General features: G+C 70.8%; 19 protein-coding genes. 5 read left to right on the forward strand and 14 right to left on the reverse strand.

All coding sequences use genetic code 11. The annotated features are described in order from the left end of the window. The first annotated feature begins 33 nt into the window (after positions 1-33). Positions 34-1,137: a baeRF2 domain-containing protein gene (locus OG841_RS09125; protein ID WP_371564382.1), complete on the forward strand. Its 1,104-nt coding sequence runs from the start codon at positions 34-36 to the stop codon at positions 1,135-1,137. A gap of 30 nt (positions 1,138-1,167) precedes the next feature. Here the strand turns inward: OG841_RS09125 and OG841_RS09130 are convergent, their stop codons facing one another. After that, a complete protein-coding gene (locus OG841_RS09130) occupies positions 1,168-2,790 on the reverse strand; it encodes an ABC-F family ATP-binding cassette domain-containing protein (RefSeq protein WP_371564384.1) in 1,623 nt (540 codons plus the stop codon). A 91-nt stretch (positions 2,791-2,881) separates the two neighbouring features. Here OG841_RS09130 and OG841_RS09135 point away from each other — a divergent pair, with 91 nt between their 5' ends. From OG841_RS09135 to OG841_RS09145, 3 genes are all read left to right on the forward strand, one after another. Further along, positions 2,882-4,363 (forward strand): bifunctional phosphatase PAP2/diacylglycerol kinase family protein, encoded by a 1,482-nt coding sequence (locus OG841_RS09135; protein WP_371564386.1) that lies wholly within the window; start codon positions 2,882-2,884, stop codon positions 4,361-4,363. Between the two features lie 100 nt (positions 4,364-4,463). Further along, the gene (locus tag OG841_RS09140) at positions 4,464-5,285 is read left to right on the forward strand and encodes a class I SAM-dependent methyltransferase (protein WP_371564388.1); all 822 of its coding nucleotides are present in this window, start codon (positions 4,464-4,466) and stop codon (positions 5,283-5,285) included. A gap of 42 nt (positions 5,286-5,327) precedes the next feature. Next, a complete protein-coding gene (locus OG841_RS09145; protein ID WP_266557339.1) occupies positions 5,328-5,498 on the forward strand; it encodes a hydrophobic protein in 171 nt (56 codons plus the stop codon). Positions 5,499-5,511: 13 nt separating this feature from the next. Here the strand turns inward: OG841_RS09145 and OG841_RS09150 are convergent, their stop codons facing one another. From OG841_RS09150 to OG841_RS09210, 13 genes are read right to left on the reverse strand one after another with little or no spacing between them, the layout of a single operon-like run. Beyond that, positions 5,512-5,796 carry a gas vesicle protein K gene (locus OG841_RS09150; RefSeq protein ID WP_057608230.1) on the reverse strand — a complete coding sequence of 95 codons (285 nt, stop codon included), beginning with the start codon at positions 5,794-5,796 and terminating at the stop codon, positions 5,512-5,514. Next, positions 5,793-5,981: a gas vesicle protein gene (locus tag OG841_RS09155; RefSeq protein ID WP_057608231.1), complete on the reverse strand. Its 189-nt coding sequence runs from the start codon at positions 5,979-5,981 to the stop codon at positions 5,793-5,795. The genes OG841_RS09150 and OG841_RS09155 overlap by 4 nt, the downstream gene beginning before the upstream one ends. Then, a complete protein-coding gene (locus OG841_RS09160; RefSeq protein WP_371564391.1) occupies positions 5,978-6,748 on the reverse strand; it encodes a GvpL/GvpF family gas vesicle protein in 771 nt (256 codons plus the stop codon). The genes OG841_RS09155 and OG841_RS09160 overlap by 4 nt, the downstream gene beginning before the upstream one ends. Then, positions 6,745-7,080 (reverse strand): gas vesicle protein, encoded by a 336-nt coding sequence (locus tag OG841_RS09165; protein WP_328641888.1) that lies wholly within the window; start codon positions 7,078-7,080, stop codon positions 6,745-6,747. Before OG841_RS09165 ends, OG841_RS09160 begins: the two co-directional genes overlap by 4 nt. Beyond that, positions 7,077-8,198 carry an SRPBCC family protein gene (locus OG841_RS09170; RefSeq protein ID WP_328641887.1) on the reverse strand — a complete coding sequence of 374 codons (1,122 nt, stop codon included), beginning with the start codon at positions 8,196-8,198 and terminating at the stop codon, positions 7,077-7,079. The genes OG841_RS09165 and OG841_RS09170 overlap by 4 nt, the downstream gene beginning before the upstream one ends. Beyond that, entirely contained in the window at positions 8,198-8,920 is a 723-nt protein-coding gene (locus OG841_RS09175) for a DNA primase (protein WP_365122405.1), read from the reverse strand. Before OG841_RS09175 ends, OG841_RS09170 begins: the two co-directional genes overlap by 1 nt. Next, positions 8,917-9,180: a gas vesicle protein GvpG gene (locus OG841_RS09180; protein ID WP_266391806.1), complete on the reverse strand. Its 264-nt coding sequence runs from the start codon at positions 9,178-9,180 to the stop codon at positions 8,917-8,919. The genes OG841_RS09175 and OG841_RS09180 overlap by 4 nt, the downstream gene beginning before the upstream one ends. Positions 9,181-9,187: 7 nt before the next feature. Then, positions 9,188-9,958, reverse strand: a complete 771-nt coding sequence (locus tag OG841_RS09185) for a GvpL/GvpF family gas vesicle protein (RefSeq protein WP_328641885.1) — start codon at positions 9,956-9,958, stop codon at positions 9,188-9,190. After that, positions 9,955-10,386: a gas vesicle structural protein GvpA gene (locus OG841_RS09190; protein WP_328641884.1), complete on the reverse strand. Its 432-nt coding sequence runs from the start codon at positions 10,384-10,386 to the stop codon at positions 9,955-9,957. Before OG841_RS09190 ends, OG841_RS09185 begins: the two co-directional genes overlap by 4 nt. 58 nt (positions 10,387-10,444) lie before the next feature. Beyond that, positions 10,445-10,813 (reverse strand): gas vesicle protein GvpO, encoded by a 369-nt coding sequence (locus tag OG841_RS09195; RefSeq protein WP_365122409.1) that lies wholly within the window; start codon positions 10,811-10,813, stop codon positions 10,445-10,447. A gap of 44 nt (positions 10,814-10,857) precedes the next feature. Further along, positions 10,858-11,790: a non-homologous end-joining DNA ligase gene (gene ligD / locus OG841_RS09200; RefSeq protein WP_371564399.1), complete on the reverse strand. Its 933-nt coding sequence runs from the start codon at positions 11,788-11,790 to the stop codon at positions 10,858-10,860. Continuing rightward, the gene (locus OG841_RS09205; RefSeq protein WP_371564401.1) at positions 11,787-13,634 is read right to left on the reverse strand and encodes a transketolase; all 1,848 of its coding nucleotides are present in this window, start codon (positions 13,632-13,634) and stop codon (positions 11,787-11,789) included. Before OG841_RS09205 ends, ligD begins: the two co-directional genes overlap by 4 nt. Next, on the reverse strand, positions 13,631-15,484 hold the full coding sequence (locus OG841_RS09210) for an NAD(P)/FAD-dependent oxidoreductase (RefSeq protein ID WP_371564403.1): 1,854 nt from the start codon (positions 15,482-15,484) through the stop codon (positions 13,631-13,633). Before OG841_RS09210 ends, OG841_RS09205 begins: the two co-directional genes overlap by 4 nt. Before the next feature lie 138 nt (positions 15,485-15,622). Here OG841_RS09210 and OG841_RS09215 point away from each other — a divergent pair, with 138 nt between their 5' ends. Further along, positions 15,623-16,582, forward strand: a complete 960-nt coding sequence (locus OG841_RS09215) for an LLM class F420-dependent oxidoreductase (protein WP_328641879.1) — start codon at positions 15,623-15,625, stop codon at positions 16,580-16,582. Positions 16,583-16,585 lie beyond the last annotated feature (3 nt).

Below are 16,585 nucleotides of genomic sequence, written 5' to 3' on the forward strand. Positions count from 1 at the left end.
CACCGCCCCCGAGCGGCATCCGGGAGGGAACCCATGGATCTCGCCTTTCTGCATCCACTCTACGAACATCCCGGCCCCTGGGCCTCTGTGTACGTCGACGCCCCCCGCCCCACGGAGGACACACTCCACGAACGGCATCTCGCGGCGGTCGCGGTCGCCCGCGAGCTGTCCACGCAGGGGGCCGACGAGGAGACCTGCGTGGCCGTGCGGGAGGCGATGGAGGAAATGCGGCACTCGTCCGAGCCGCACGGCCGGGCCCTGTTCGCGCGGGCCGGCAAGGTCGTCCTGGACCCGGCGCTGACCAGGCCCCCCGAGGACAGCCTGGTCCGCTGGGCCCCGCTGCCGCACACCGCGCCGCTGCTGGAGCTGGCCGGCGAGGACCCGGTGTGCGTGGTGGCGTACGTCGACCGCAAGGGCGCCGACTTCGAGCTGCGCGGGGCGCTCGGCCGGCAGGGCGCCGGCTCGGTCACCGGCAAGCAGTGGCCCGTCCACCGGACGGCCAGCTCGGACTGGTCGGAGCGGCACTTCCAGCTGCGGGTGGAGAACACCTGGGAGCACAACGCGGCCGAGATCGCCGACGCGCTCGCCGTCTGCCAGGAGGAGACCGGCGCCGACCTGCTGATCCTGGTCGGTGACGAGCGGGAGAAGCGGTCCGTGCACGAGCGGCTGCCGAAGCGGCTGCAGGGCCGGGTCGTCGAGGCCGAGCACGGCGCCGGCAGCCGGCTGCTCGACGAGGACGTGGAACAGGCCCGTGCCGCGCATGTACGGCAGCGCGCGGAGCGGGAGCTGGAACGGTTCCTCGCGGCCCGCACACCGGGCGACGACGGGCAGCCCGGAGCCGTGGAGGGCGTGCCCGCGCTGGTCGAGGCGGCGCGCGAGCACCGTATCGACGAACTCCTGATCCGCCCGGACGGGCCGGACGCGCACCGCGAGGTGTGGATCGGGGAGGACCCGGACCAGGTGGCGGTCCGCCGCACGGATCTGAAGATCCTCGGCGAACAGAACTCCTGGTCGGCCCGGGCGGACGACGCGCTGATCAGGTCGGCGGTGGCGACGGGCGCCCCGGCGCTCTCGGTGACACCGGTGAGCGAGGAGGCCCCGGTGGGCGGTCTGGGCGCCCTGCTGCGCTGGGCCTGAGGCGCCTCCGACGGGCCCGGTGACCTGCGGTTACCGGGCCCGTTCCACGCGTCGCTCGTCCCACACCGGCTCCGCCGTCTCGCGCACCCGCCCGTCCGAGCCGAAGACCAGGTACCGGTCGAAGGAGCGCGCGAACCAGCGGTCGTGGGTGACCGCGAGGACCGTGCCCTCGAAGGCCTCCAGGCCCTCCTGGAGGGCCTCCGCGGACTCCAGGTCAAGGTTGTCCGTGGGCTCGTCCAAAAGGAGCGCGGTGACGCCCTGGAGCTCCAGGAGGAGGATCTGGAAGCGGGCCTGCTGGCCGCCGGAGAGCCGGTCGAAGCCCTGCTCGGCCTGGCCGGTCAGCTCGTAGCGGCGCAGCCGGGACATCGCGGCGCCCCGGTCCTGGGCGTGCTCCTTCCAGAGGATGTCGAGAAGGGTGCGGCCGAAGAGCTCGGGGTGGGCATGCGTCTGCGCGAAGTGCCCGGGCACGACCCGCGCCCCGAGCTTCCACTGCCCCGTGTGCGCCACGGTGGAGTCCCCCGCCAGCAGCCGCAGGAAGTGCGACTTGCCGGAGCCGTTGGAGCCGAGGACGGCGACGCGTTCGCCGTAGAAGACCTCCAGGTCGAAGGGCTTCATCAGGCCGGTCAGTTCAAGTCCCGTGCAGGTGACGGCCCTTATGCCGGTACGACCGCCCTTGAGCCGCATCGTGATGTCCTGCTCGCGCGGCGGCTCGGGCGGCGGGCCGGCCTCCTCGAACTTGCGCAGCCGGGTCTGGGCCGCCTGGTAACGAGAAGCCAACTCATGGCTGATGCTGGCCGCCTGACGGAGATTCAGCACCAGTTTCTTGAGCTGCGCGTGCTTCTCGTCCCAGCGCCGGCGCAACTCCTCGAAACGGGCGAAGCGTTCGCGCCGCGCCTCGTGATACGTGGCGAAACCGCCGCCGTGCACCCAGGCGTCCGCCCCGGCGGGCGATGGCTCCACCGACACGATCTTCTCGGCGGCCCGGGAGAGCAGCTCCCGGTCGTGGGAGACGAAGAGAACCGTCTTGCGGGTCTCCTTCAGCCGCTCCTCGAGCCAGCGCTTGCCGGGCACGTCGAGGTAGTTGTCCGGCTCGTCGAGCAGCAGCACCTGGTCCGTGCCGCGCAGCAGCGCCTCCAGCACCAGCCGCTTCTGCTCGCCGCCGGACAGGGTCCGCACCTGCCGGAACTGTGCCTTGTCGTACGGCACCCCGAGCGCGGCCATGGTGCACATGTCCCAGAGCGTCTCGGACTCGTACCCGCGCACCTCGGCCCAGTCGGACAGAGCCTGCGCGTACTTCAGCTGGGCGGCCTCGTCGTCGACGGTCATGATCAGGTGCTCGGCCCGGTCGACGGCCTGCGCGGCCTCCCTGATCCGCGGGGGCGCGACCGACACGAGCAGGTCCCGTACGGTCGTCTCGTCCCGTACGGACCCCACGAACTGGCGCATCACCCCGAGGCCGCCGCTCACGGTGACCGTCCCGCCGTGCGGTTTCAGCTCGCCGGAGATCAGCCGCAACAGGGTGGTCTTGCCTGCACCGTTGGGCCCCACGAGGGCCACGACGGCCCCTTCTCCCACCCGGAAGGACACGTCGCCGAGCAGCGCCCTCCCGTCGGGGAGGTAGTACTCGAGGTGCGCGGCTTCCAGATGTCCCATGGGGCGCATTGTCGACGCGAGGACGGGACCAGGGCAAACGCATATCTCTCGGCACCGAACAAGCACCCCGAGTGCGGGCACCCGCAACGGCATGAATCCCGACGTCGACCTCACCCTGCTGAAGGACGGCCGCCATCGCCTCCTGACCCTCGACTCCCGCCTCTTCGGGTTCGCGGCCGTCCGGAACTGGCCCGCGGCCGAGCCGATCCTCCCCCGGCTGAGCAGAAGCGCGAACCACGGCGTGCTCTGGTTCGCCGCCGCCGCCGTGATGGCCGCGAGCCGCACCCCGCGCTCCCGCCGTGCGGCGGCCCGGGGCCTCGCCTCCCTGACCCTCGCGTCCCTGACCATCAACACCCTCGGAAAGCGCTCGGTCCGCCGCACCCGCCCCCGCCTGGACCCGGTCCCGCGGGTCCGGCAGCTGAAGCGGCAGCCGATCACGACCTCGTTCCCCTCCGGCCACTCCGCGTCGGCCGCGGCCTTCGCGACCGGCGTCGCGCTGGAGTCCCCGGCCTGGGGCGCCGCCGTGGCCCCGGTCGCCTGGTCGGTCGCGCTCTCCCGGGTCTACACGGGTCTGCACTTCCCGAGCGACGTCCTGGCCGGTGCGGCGCTGGGCGCGGGCGCCGCGTTCGCCGTACGGGGCCTGGTGCCGACGCGCGCCCAGATCGTGCCACCGGCCCGGCCCCGCGCGGCGGTTCCCGCGCTGCCGGACGGCGAGGGTCTGGTGATGGTGGCGAACACCGCCTCGGGCACCGCCGACCGGGTGCGCGCCCTGCACGACGGACTGCCGCTGGCCGAGATCGTCGCGTGCGAACCGGCCCAGGTGCGGGCCGAGTTGGAGAAGGCGGCGGCCCGCGCCACGGTGCTCGGCGTGTGCGGCGGCGACGGCACGGTCAACGCGGCAGCCGAGATCGCCCTGCGCCACGGCGTGCCGCTCGCGGTGCTGCCCGGCGGCACCCTGAACCACTTCGCCTACGACCTCGGCGTGGAGGGAGCGCGGGACCTGACCCGGGCCGTCCGGCAGGGCGAGGCCGTGCGCGTGGACGCGGGACGGTTCAGCAGCGACGGCCGGGAGGGTGTCTTCGTCAACGCGTGCAGCCTGGGTGTGTATCCGGAGCTGGTGCGCGAGCGGGAGCGCTGGTCGCGCCGGATCGGCGGCTGGCCTGCCGGGGTGCTCGGGGCACTGCGGGTGCTGCGGGCCGACCGGCATCCGCTGGAGGCCGAGTTCGGTGGCCGGGCCAGGCCGTTGTGGCTGCTGTTCGTCGGCAACGGCACCTACCACCGGATGGGGCTCGCCCCCGGCCGCCGCACCGACCTCGCCGACGGCCGGTTCGACGTGCGGGTCGTGCACGGCGGACGCCGGCCCGCGCTGCGTCTTCTCGCCGCCGCGGTCGCGGGTCCCCTTACCCGCTCCCCAGCCCACGCGGCGGTCCAGGTGGGGCGGCTGCATCTGTCGGGCGTCGCGCCGGGCACGCTCCTCGCCTACGACGGTGAGGTGACCGACGTGGAGGGCGAGGTGACGCTGGAGAAGCTGCCCGAGGCGCTCACCGTGTACCGCCCGCTTCCCGGGAACTGATCATCCATCAGTCCACATGGCAATACGCAGGTCTCATCATTCGACATGCGAGCGTACGGTTCCGAGTACCGACGCAGTTGTCGAGAAGGGGAGATCAGCCATGTCGAAACCGCGGGAGACCGCCGTCTACACGCACGGCCACCACGAGTCCGTGCTGCGCTCGCACACCTGGCGCACCGCCGCCAACTCGGCCGCCTACCTGCTCGGTTCACTGAAGCCCCACATGAAGATCCTGGACATCGGCTGCGGGCCCGGCACGATCACCGCAGACCTGGCGGCCCTGGTCCCGGACGGGCATGTCACGGGCGTCGACCACGCGCCCGGCATCCTGGACCAAGCCCGCGCCACGGCCGCCGAGCGGCAGCTGACGAACGTCGACTTCGCGGTCGCGGACGTGCACGCCCTGGACTTCGAGGACGACACCTTCTGCGTGGTCCACGCCCACCAGGTGCTGCAGCACGTCGGGGACCCGGTGCGGGCGCTGCGCGAGATGAAGCGGGTCACCAGGCCGGGCGGATTCATCGCGGTACGCGACTCGGACTACGCGGCCATGACCTGGTACCCGGCGTCCGAGGGGCTGGACGACTGGCTGGACCTGTACCGCCGGGTGGCCCGGGCCAACGGCGGCGAGCCGGACGCCGGGCGGCGCCTGAAGTCCTGGGCGCTGCGGGCGGGCCTGACCGACATCACGGCGAGCTCCGGCACCTGGACCTACTCCACCGCCGAGGAGCGGGAGTGGTGGAGCGGGCTGTGGGCGGACCGCACGGTGGCCTCGGCCTACGCGCAGCGGGCCACCGAGGGCGGCCACGCCACCGCGGAGCGGCTGCGGGCCGTCTCGGACGCCTGGCGGGACTGGGGCAAGAAGGACGACGGGTGGTTCTGTGTGCTCCACGGAGAGATTCTGTGCCGAAAGGAAGTCTGAAACGCAGATTCCGGGAAACTCAGAATGCAGGAGGTTCACATTATGATTGCCATCCTGCTCGTGCTGCTTCTGGTGCTGATTCTTTTCGGCGCCGGTTTCGCACTGAAGATTCTCTGGTGGATCGCATTGGCCGTGCTCGTGCTGTGGTTGCTGGGGTTCCTGATGCGCGGGACGACATCGGCCGGAAACAGGGGTCGTTGGTACAGGTGGTGACATTCCCGGGAATTCATTCCCGGGGAAGCAACGGTCCCAGCGGCCCGAGGTCCAGGTTCAGGTCCTCGGGCCGCAGTCCGTACCGCTCGCGCAGTTCGGTCATGCGGTCGTCGAGGAGCATCAGAGTGAGCCCGATCCGCTCCTCCTGCTCCTCGTTCAGGTCGCCCTCGTCGAACCGGCGCAGCGCCTGGCGCTCCATGAGCTGCCGCAGCAACTCCACGACGGTCAGCACGAGCTTGACCAGGTCGCGCTCGACCGTGTCGGGCTCCAGATCCAGCCGGTTGCGTCGAGCCGTCACGACAACTCCTCAAACGGTGAGGGAACTTGCGCGTTGACCGAGCTGATCAGCGCGTTCAGGTCGATGCGCACGAGGTCGACGTCCGCGATGCGCAGGGTGATGTCCCCCGTGATGACGACCCCGCCGGCCAGCAGCCGGTCGAGAAGGTCCACGAGGGCCACCTCGCGGCGTTCGATGACGGTCACGGCTGTTGTTCCTCCCCCGCGAAGGAATAGGCCGCCCAGGGGCCGGTGAGTTCCACCCGCATTCCCGGGACGTCGTCCTTCGTCCGGTCCACCATTTCCACGAATTCCTCGGACTCGCCGCGCGGCACAAGATAGGCGGCGTTCAGAATGTTCTGTCCTGAGGCTCCGGAAAGCGTGGGGTTCTGCGGGGCGTGCAGCCGCGCGTCCTCGGCGTATCCGGAAAGCGTTTCGTGCAGCCGGGTCGCGAAGGCCTCCGCCTGCTGCCACATGTCCTCGTGCGAACGCACCCGCTCGCGTCGCTGCCGCAGATAGTCCCGGCCCGAGACCGGCTTCGCCGGCGTCTCCGTGGGCTCCTCACGGGCCGGGGCCGCCTGCTCGGCGTACACCTTGACGCCCCACTCCACCCGGCCCTGAAGCCGGTCGAGGATGCGTCGGAAGCCTTCCTCGCGTTCTTCGATCATCACCCGGACGCCGCTGTCGTCACGGAAGACGGTGCCGAGCCGGAGCGGCAGCGGAGTGGTGACGACGGTGAGCGCGTCGATCACGCTCTGGTGGGCACGCACGGTCGTGCTGAGCCACTCCAGGTCCTCCAGATGCCTGTGGAGCGGTTCTTCGGCGAAGTCCCGCTCCGGCACATGACTGACGACGGCCACCAGGCCGTGGTGGTTCAGCAGTCTGGGCGGATCACCGGCCACCCCGCTCAGCTGGGCCTGCAACGGGGTGCCGAAGGGGCGGCAGACGGCGTACACGTAGCGCAGTCCGGTCACGAACTCTCCTCCTCGGCACGGCGGGGCTCCAGCTCTTCGAGACGTGCGAGTCGCTCGCGCAACTCGGTGTTCTCCCGGGCGAGTTCGTTACGACGGGCGCGGGAGGACAACGCCGGGTCGTCCTCCCACCAGTCGATCCCCATCTCCTTGGCCTTGTCGACCGAGGCGACGATGAGCCGCAGTTTGATGGTGAGCAGCTCGATGTCGAGCAGGTTGATGCGGATGTCGCCCGCGATGACGATGCCTTTGTCCAGCACACGCTCCAGGATGTCGGCCAGGTTGGCGCCGCTCCCCTGGCCGTAGGGATCCGGGAGCCGGCTGGGCATGCTCATCGTCGGCTCCCGCCCTCGGCGTACTCGTAGTCCTCTTCCTCTTCTTCCTCGGGCACGTCTTCCTCGTCCGCGGGTGCCTCGTCCTCGGCCTCCTCCGCCTCGGGCTCCTCCTCGGCCTCCTCGTCGTACTCCTCGTACTCGTCCTCGGGCTCGCCCTCGCCCCCGTCCTCGGTCTCGTCCTCGGCGTACGGGCCTTCCTGCTCTTCCTCTTCTTCCTCGGTGCCCTCGGCCTCTTCCTCTTCCGCCACCGCGTCCTCGTGGCTCTTGACGACCTCGCCGTCCTCGATCTCCCCGCGCCAGCCGTCCTCCGCCTCTCCCTTGAGGGTGATGAAGCGGGCGAAGTGCTTGAGGTCCAGCCGGGTCCGGCGGCCCTGGGCGCGCCAGATGTTGCCGGTCTTCTCGAACAGGCCCTGCGGGTAGTACTCGATCACCAGCAGGACACGGGTGAGGTTGTCGGCGAGCTTGTGGAAGGAGACGACGCCCTTGGTCGTGCCCTTGGCGCCCTCCGACGTCCACCGGATCCGCTCGTCGGGGACCTGGTCGGTGGTGGTTGCCTTCCAGCCGCGACTGGACCAGAAGATCTTCGCCTGCCAGTCGCTGTGGGTGTCGTCGGCGCGGTTCGCGCTCTTGACGCCCTTCGCGAAGGTGGAGAAGTCCTGGTACTGGGTCCACTGGTCGTAGGCGGTGCGCAGCGGCACGCCGACGTCGATGAACTCGATGATCACCGTGGGCTTCTGGCCCGCGCCGCCCTTGCCCTTGCCTTTGCCCTTGCCGCCGCCGAGGTTCTTCAGCGCGCCGACCACGTTGTCCTTCGCGCGGGTGGCGCCGACCTCCAGCGCGGAGCGCACTGGTCCCTTGCCCTCGGCGAGCTTGCGGCCGCCGTCGAGGGCGAGCTTGGCAAAGCCGGGGCTGTTGCCCTCGGCGATGTCGTTCAGCTTGCCGGTGGTCTCGCCCAGCTTGCGGCCGACGCCGACCAGCATGCGCTGGGCCTGCGCGGAGACGTACTCCTGCAGCTCGGCCTTGAGCCGGTCGGCGGCCTCGCTGTGGGCCACGTCGGTGAGCGGGTTGTTCTTCGCCTTGTCAGTCGCCTTGCCGGCGGATCCGAGCGTTTCGGTCATCACTCACCGCCTCCCTTCGGCAGCCGGGCCCGGGCGCCTCGACCGGCCCCGCCGCCCGCGGTCGCCTTCTTGGCGGCCGTCTTCTTCGCCGTGGTCTTCCTGGCCGCGGTCTTCTTGCCGGTCGTACGGCCCTGGCTCTGCGCCGCCTTCTTCGCGGGCGGCTTGCCGCCCGGCTCCCTCTTCGCGGCCGTCTTCTTGGCGGGGGCCTTCTTGGCGGTCTTCTTCACCGCGGCCGGAGCCTCGTCCTGCTCGTCCCCGGCCTCGTCCGCCTCGTCGTCCTCGTGCTCGTCCGAGGGCTCCTCGTCGGCCTCGGCCTCCGTGTCCCCAGTCTCCTCCTCGCGGGGCTCCTCGTCGCCCTCGGACTCCTCGTCCTCGTCCTCGGAGAGGCCCGGTACCTCCGGCACCACGCCCGAGAGCTGGTCGCGGACCTCGGCGGTACGGCCGTGCAGCCGGTCGGCGATCGCGTCGATCTGCCGCTCCACCATGGCACCCGACGCCGCCTTGCCGACGCCTCGCAGGTCCTCGCGGAGCGTGTCCCCTATCTCCTTGAACTGCGGGTTCTTCAGCAGTTGCTGGGAGACCAGGTCAGCCACGGCCCGCGGGCTCAGGTGCATCCGCTTGCCGGCCACGAGCGTGCCGACGGCGAACGCGAATTTCAGTTTCTTCGTACGTCCGAGGACGTATCCGGCCCCTATCGCGAGGCCCATTCCCACTCGGTTCATCGTGTCGTCCCGTCGCCAGTCCCCGCGCCGCCGCGCAGGCCGATCTCCAGTCGTTCGAGGAGCTCGTCCTCCTGTCGGTCGAATTCCTCCTCGTCGATCTCGCCCGCCTCGAGTCGCTCCTCGAGCCGGGCGAGTTCGGCCCGGACCGTGGCCGGGTCGTAGTAGAGGCGCTCCGCTTCGTTCAGCACCTGTCTGATCACCCAGCCGCTGCCGCGGACCGGGGCGAACGGCAGCAGCAGTACCTCTCCGATGAGACCCATCGCCGCCTCACTCCTCCGCGTGGTCGATGCCGACCGTGGTGCCCGCGGGTTCGGCCGGACCCGGGTCGACGAAGCTGTACGGCGGCAGCGGGCCGTTGACCCGCAGGTCGAGGTGCGGATGGTCCTTGCGCACTTGGTCCACCGCTTCCAGGAAGGACGCCGCCGCGTCGCGCTCCACGAGGAAGGACACGTTGGCGAGCCAGCCCGAGGACTCGGGGCCCACGCTGATCGCGTCGGCGACCGTTTCCAGGGCGCGCTGCACCTCGCCGGCGTCCTCGGCCTCACGGGCCTTGACCGCGGCCACGACCATCTCGCCGAGCCTGAGACGGTCGTCGTAACTGCCGCCGCCCGCCTTCCGGTTCGCCTCGGTCACGGCGCGGATCTCCGGGTTGTCGGACATCACGCGGTGCAGTACGGCCTCTTCGTCGTGGGTGGCCTTGACGTTGTACTCGACCTTGCCGTCGAGGGTCCGCAGGCGCTCCTTGTAGTGCTCGGAGTGTTCCGCGAGCACCCCGGTGACGGTGCCGTCGTCGGGTGCCACGCTGCCGAACCGCATGGGCAGGATGCAGCCGCCCGCGCCCGCCTCGCTCAGGACGTTCTGGTGGGCGAGGAGGTCACGGCGCTTGGGCCGCAGCCCTTCGGGAGCGTCACTGACGATGGCCGCCAGATCGCCCTCCGTCAGCACCCGCACCGGAAGTGCGGGGTTGCCGACCCCTCCCATGTCCTCGGGCAGCGCGGGGTGGGAAGCGGCGGTGATGCCGTACACGTACGTGCTCACTCCTCTTCCTCCTTCCGGCGCGAGGACGAGGACGTCGCCTTGCGGGCTCGTGGCCTGGACTCCGTCTGGCCTTCGTCACGGGCCTGCTTGAAAGCACCGGAGATGGTCTCGGCGGCGCCGGAGAGCGCTCCCTTGGACTTGCCGCGGGCGCCGGACTCGGTGATCTCGCCAACCAGGTCGGGCAGTCCGGGGTCCTTGCGCGGCCCGGCCTCCAGGTCCAGCCGGTTGCACGCTTCGGCGAAGCGCAGATAGGTGTCGACGCTGGCCACGACGACCCTGACGTCGATCTTCAGGATTTCGATGCCGACAAGGGAGACCCGTATGAACGCGTCGATGACGAGACCCCTGTCGAGGACCAGTTCCAGAACGTCGTAGAGGCCGCTGGAGCCGCCTCCGCCACCGCCCTGTTGTGCCGGGACAACGGTCATGTCGACCGCGCCTCCTCTTCTGTGTGCTGGTGAATGAATGTCTGTGCGGTGGGGCGGCCTAACGGCCGCCCTGCCGGTGTGCGTCCGCGCGCCCGCGTTCGTAACGGCGAACGCGCCGATAGCCGGTGAGCTGTCCTTCCGGGTCGAGTTCGACCTGATAGCTCGCCATCAGGCTCATCGTGTCGGGCACGCGGGACAGTTCCAGGACCTCGATCTCGAGCGCCCAGCCGTCCTCGGTCTGTTCGAAGGACGACACGTTCTCGGCGGTCATGCCGGTCAGCTCGGCGAGCTGGGTGCGCGCGTTGCGCAGCACCTCCATGGGCTTCGGCCGCCGGTCCTCTGCCACGTTCTCTTCCGTGTCCTCTTCTGTCCGTCTGCGGGAGTTTCGTGAATTCTGTGATTCGGATGAGCTTTTTGTGTTCGACATGGCACCTCTCACCTCGGGTGGCCGTTCGTTCCTTCGCCAAACCTTCAAGAGGGCATCAACGCGTTCAGCCTGCGCCGGGCGGGACCGAGGGCGCGCCCCTTGGCCATGACCCCGGCCCACGGATTGCTGCGGGCCTGTTCGACCGCGTCGGCGATGGTCCAGCGGCGGGCGTCCAGGTCCGGGTCGTCCAGCTGGTCCCAGGCCATCGGGGTGGCCACGGGAGCGCCGGGTTTCGCCCGTACGGTGAAGGGTGCGACGGCGGTCTGCGCATAGCCGTTGCGCTGTACGTCGAGGTAGAGGCGGTCACCGCGGTCCTTCTTGCGGGCGGCGGTGGTGAGCCGGTCGGGGTGGCCCGCGACCAGGGTGTCGGCGACGTCCTTGGCGAACTCCCTGACCTCGTCGAAGTCGTGCCGGCCGTTGAGGGGCACGATGACATGCAGCCCGCGCGAGCCGGTGGTCATCAGCGCCGAGGGCAGGTTCAGCTCGTCGAGCAGTTCCCCGAGCAGCCGCGCCGCCTCGTGGACCGCGGCGAAGTCGTCGTCCCCGGCCGGGTCGAGGTCGAAGACCATCCGGTCGGGCCGCTCGACGCTGCCGGCCCGGGACAGCCAGCGGTGCAGGGTGAGGGAGGCCTTGTCGGCGAGGTACAGGAGGGTGGCGGTGTCGTCACAGACGGTGTGGCAGACGGTGCCGCCCTCCTTCGCCACCTCGACGCGGCGGATCCACTCCGGGTAGGTGTCCGGGGTGTTCTTCTGCATGAACCGGGGGCCGGTGACGCCGTCCGGATGCCGTTCCAGCATCAGCGGACGGCCCCGCAGGTGCGGCAGCATGAAGGGCGCGACGGACCGGTAGTAGTCGACGAGATCGCCCTTGGTGTACTCCTTGGCGCCCTCGCCGCCGGGGAAGAGCACCTTGTCGGGCCGGTGCACCTCGACGGTGTGCATCCCCGCCCGTACGGTCCGTACGTCGTCCCTGGTCACGGCACGATCGCCTGCTCCACCAGCAGCCGGCCGGCGGCCGCGATCGACTCGGCGTCGATGCCCGCGGCATGCAGCTGCTCCTCGGGCGAGGCCGAGCCCGGCATCGTACGGACGGCCAGGCGCACCAGGCGCGGTACCGGCCGGCCGTCGGCGAAGGCCTCGAGGACGGCGTCACCGAGACCGCCCTCCTCGCGGTGGTCCTCCACGGTCAGCAGACAGCCGGTGTCCTCGGCGGCCTGCCGCAGGGTGGCGCGGTCGACGGGCTTGACCGAGTACAGGTCGACGACCCGGACGCGGATGCCCTCCTGGTCCAGCGCCTCGGCGGCCTTCAGTGCCTCGTGCACGGTGACGCCCGCGGCGACGATCGTCAGCCGGTCGCTCTCGGAGGAGCGCAGCACCTTGCTGCCGCCGATCGGGAACTCCTCGTCGGGGCCGTAGATCACCGGGCTCTCGCCGCGGCCCGTGCGCAGATAGCGGATGCCGTCCAGGCCCGCCATCGCGGCGACCAGGTGGGCGGTCTGGTTGGCGTCGCACGGGTACAGCACGGTGGAGCCGTGGATCGCCCGCATCATCGCGAGATCCTCCAGGCCCATCTGGCTGGGCCCGTCCTGCCCGATGGCCACGCCCGCGTGCGAGCCGACCAGGTTGATGCCGGAACCGCTGATGGAGGCCATGCGCACGAAGTCGTAGGCGCGTGTGAGGAAGGCCGCGAAGGTGGCGGCGTACGGCACCCAGCCGCGCGCGGCGAGTCCCACGGCGGCCGCGACCATCTGCTGCTCGGCGATGTAGCACTCGAAGTAGCGGTCGGGGTGTTCCTTGGCGAAGAACTCGGAGCGGGTGGAGTCACCGACCTCGCCGTCGAGGGCGACGATGTCACCGCGTCCGGTGCCGAGGGCGGTGAGGGCCTGCCCGTAGGCGTCGCGGGTGGCCACTTCCTCACCGGTGTCCCATCGGGGCAGTTCCAGGTGCCCGGCGCGGACGGCGTGCAGCATGCGGGCGGCCGGCGGCTCGTGCACCTGGACACGGAGGTCGCGTACGCCGCCGAGCTCCTCGATGGCGTCGTCGGCGTTCTTCAGCGGCTTCCCGTGCAGTCCCTCGCGGTCCTCGACGTCGGCGACGCCCTTGCCTTTGAGCGTGCGGGCGAGGATCGCGGTGGGCTGGCCCTTGGTGGACTCGGCCTCGCCGTACGCGCGGTCGATGGCGTCCACCTCGTGCCCGTCGACCTCGATCGTGTGCCAGCCGAAGGCCTGGAAGCGGCGGGCGTAGGCGTCGAGGTCGTGGCCGTGCCGGGTGGGGCCGCGCTGGCCGAGCCGGTTGACGTCGACGATCGCGGTGAGGTTGTCGAGGTGCTCGTGCCCGGCGTGTTCGGCGGCCTCCCACACCGAGCCCTCGGCCATCTCGCTGTCGCCGCACAGCACCCACACGCGGTAGCCGGTGCGGTCCAGCCGCTTCCCGGACAGTGCGATGCCGACGCCCACCGGCAGTCCCTGGCCCAGGGATCCGGTCGCTGTCTCGACCCAGGGCAGTTTGCGCGGCGTCGGATGTCCTTCGAGTCGGCTGCCGAGCTTGCGGAAGGTCAGCAGCTCCTCGTCGTCGACGACACCGGCCGCCTTGTACGCGGAGTACAGCAGCGGCGAGGCGTGGCCCTTGGACAGCACGAAGCGGTCGTTGCCGGGGTGTTCGGGGCGGTCGAAGTCGTAGCGGAAGTGGTTCGCGAGGAGTACGGCCATCAGGTCCGCGGCGGACATCGACGAGGTCGGGTGCCCGGAGCCCGCGGCCCCTGCGGCGCGCACACTGTCCACGCGCAACTGCTGGCCGAGTTCGACGAGTTCACCGGTGTTCATGAGTCTCCTTCTGCGGGGTCCGCGTCGGTGCGCTTGACGGGGCCGGGGGCTTGAGCCGGCTCACCGTGGGGTTGGTTCTTGGCGGGCTTGGGGGCGGGTTGGCTCTTGGTGGGTTCGGGGCTGGGGCGGTTCTTGGCGGGCTGGGGGCCGGGCTGGCTCTTGGCGGGCTCGGGGCCGGGCTGGTTCTTCGCCGGTTCACCACCAGGCTGGTTCTTCGCCGGTTCACCACCAGGCTGGTTCTTCGCAGGCTCGGACGCCTTCTGCTCAGGCGCCTGCCGCTCAAGCAACTCCCGCTCAGACACCTGCCGTTCGGGCGACTTCTGCTCGGCCGCCTCGCGCGCCTTCGCCTCCGAGATCACCGCCTCGCCCGCGCTCGCCACCACCGTCGGCTCCTGCGCATCGGTCTGCTCCACAACGGGCTCTCCCGGCTCGACCTGCTCCACCGCCGGCACGGGCGGCTCGGTCGGCCTCCATCCCGGCCTCGTCTCCTGCTCCGTCGCCGCCCCGGGACCGGAGCGCGCGTCTGCTTCCTGGCGGGCCTGCGGTCGGCCCGGGACCCGTGCCAGTTCCGGCGAGGCCGTGTCCAGCGGTACCGACCAGGAGCGTACGAGGCCCAACTGGACGGCCTGGCGCGGAAGTACGGCGTCCAGCAGCCAGTCGGCGGCGACCCGGACACGGTTGCCCGGCATCGCGGCGAGGTGGTAGCCACGGGTGACCGCACCGGCCGCGAGGCCGGACAGCGGGACGCCCAGTGGGTTGGCGGCGGCCTTCACTCCGCCGAGGTCCACGACGAAGCCGAGGTCCCGGTGGTCGTAGGGGCGGCGCACACCGGCTCCCAGGGAGGCGGCGACGTTGAGGGCCGCCGTACGCCCCTGCCGCCAGGCGTGCTGCGCCGTCATCGGCGTGAACTGCCCCGGATTCTCCAGATCGGGCACCGCGGCCGCGTCACCGCACGCGAACACCTCGGGCCGCCCCGGTACTTGCAGGTTCGGATCGACGAGCAGCCGGCCGCGTTCCATGGGCAGCCCGAGAGATTCGGCGAGCGGATCGGGCCGTACGCCCACGCACCACACCAGCGACCGTGTCGCGACGAACTCGCCGTCGGTCAGCAGCACTCCCTCCGGCGTGGCCTCCTTCACGGAGGTGCCCATCCGCACCTCCACACCCCGTTCCCTGAGCGTGCGGTCGGCGGTGCGGGACAGATGCACGTCGAGTTCGGGCAGGACCCGCTCCGCGAGGTCCAGGAGGAGCCAGCGCGGCCGCATGCCCTTCCGCAGCGGATGCCTGCGCACCTGCGCGTCGGTGAACAGCTGTCCGTGCGCGGCGACCTCGGTGCCCGTGTAACCGGCGCCGACCACGACGAAGGTGCACCGGGCGGCGCAGGTCTCGGGATCGTCGGCTGCTGCGGCGAGCTCCACCTGCCGGGTCACGTGGTCCCGCAGGTACAGCGCCTCGGGCAGGCCCCGGAAACCGTGCGCGTGCTCGGCGACGCCGGGGATGGGCAGCAGTTTGTTGACGCTTCCGGCGGCCAGCACCAGCCGGTCGTAGGAGAGCGTGCCGCGGGTGCCCTCGGGATCGGTGTAGTGGACGGTGCGGCCGTCCAGGTCGATGCCGTCGGCCTCGCCGAGCACCAGCCGCACCCGGGGCAGGGTGTCGGAGAGGGAGACGGTCACCCGCCGGGGTTCCAGGATCCCGGCGGCCACCTGGGGCAGCAGGGGCAGATACAGGAAGTAGTCGGTCGGGTTCAGCAGGGTGATGTCGGCCTTGCCGCGGGCTTTTCGGGACAGTTCCTTGGCCGTCCGGTACCCGGCGAAGCCGGCACCGACGATCACGATGCGGGGTCGACTCACGGTTCGCCTCCGGGGCTGTCGCGTACCTCGGGAGCCTTCCGCGTCCCCCTGGCCAGGGCGCCCAAACGCCGGTTTCCGTACGGGCCGCCGGGTACTCGGACGAAGCCCACTGTTCATGGAGCCGCCGGAGGTACCCCCATGCCCGAATACGGCTATTTCCTGTCGTGCGAGGAGTTCGGCCCCGCGGAGCTGGTCGAACAGGCGCGGATGGCGGAGCAGGCGGGCTTCAGCTCGCTGTGGATCTCCGACCACTACCACCCGTGGAACGACGCGCAGGGCCAGAGCCCCTTCGTCTGGTCGGTGATCGGCGCGCTCTCGGAGGCGGTGTCCCTTCCGATCGAGACGGCCGTGACCTGCCCGACCGTGCGGATCCACCCGGCGGTCGTGGCGCAGGCCGCGGCGACCTCGGCCGTGATGACGAACGGCCGCTTCCGCCTCGGCGTCGGCTCCGGGGAGGCCCTCAACGAGCACGTCCTCGGCCACGTCTGGCCGCCCGCGCACATCCGGCTCGAGATGCTGGAGGAGTCGATCCAGGTGATGCGGCGCCTCTTCACGGGCGAGGAGGTCAACCACCACGGCCCGCACTACACGGTCGAGAACGCCCGCCTCTACACGATCCCCGACGAGCCCGTGCCCATCGACATCTCCGGCTTCGGCCCGGCGGCCACGGCGCTCGCGTCCCGGGTCGGCGACGGCTACATCACGATGACGCCGGACGAGTCGATGGTCGAGCAGTTCCGCAAGGGCGGCGGGGCCGGGAAGCCGGTCATCGGCGGTACCAAGCTCTGCTACGGCGTCGACCGGGACGAGTGCGTCCGTACGGTCCGCAAGCTGTGGTTCAACCAGTTCCTGCCCGGCGAGATGGCCCAGATCCTGCCCTCGCCGAGCCATTTCGAGCAGCTGGAGCCGCTGGTCACCGAGGAGATGGTGCGGGAGAAGGCGGTGTGCGGGGACGACGTGGACGAGCATGTCGCGGCGCTGAGCGCGTTCGCCGACGCGGGCTTCGACCGCGTCTACGTCAACCAGATCGGACCCGACCAGCGCGGCTTCTTCGACTTCTACCGTACGAAGGTGCTGCCTCAGCTCCAGCAGGGATGAACG

The sequence above is a fragment of the Streptomyces canus genome (assembly GCF_041435015.1).
Lineage (GTDB): Bacteria > Actinomycetota > Actinomycetes > Streptomycetales > Streptomycetaceae > Streptomyces > Streptomyces canus_G.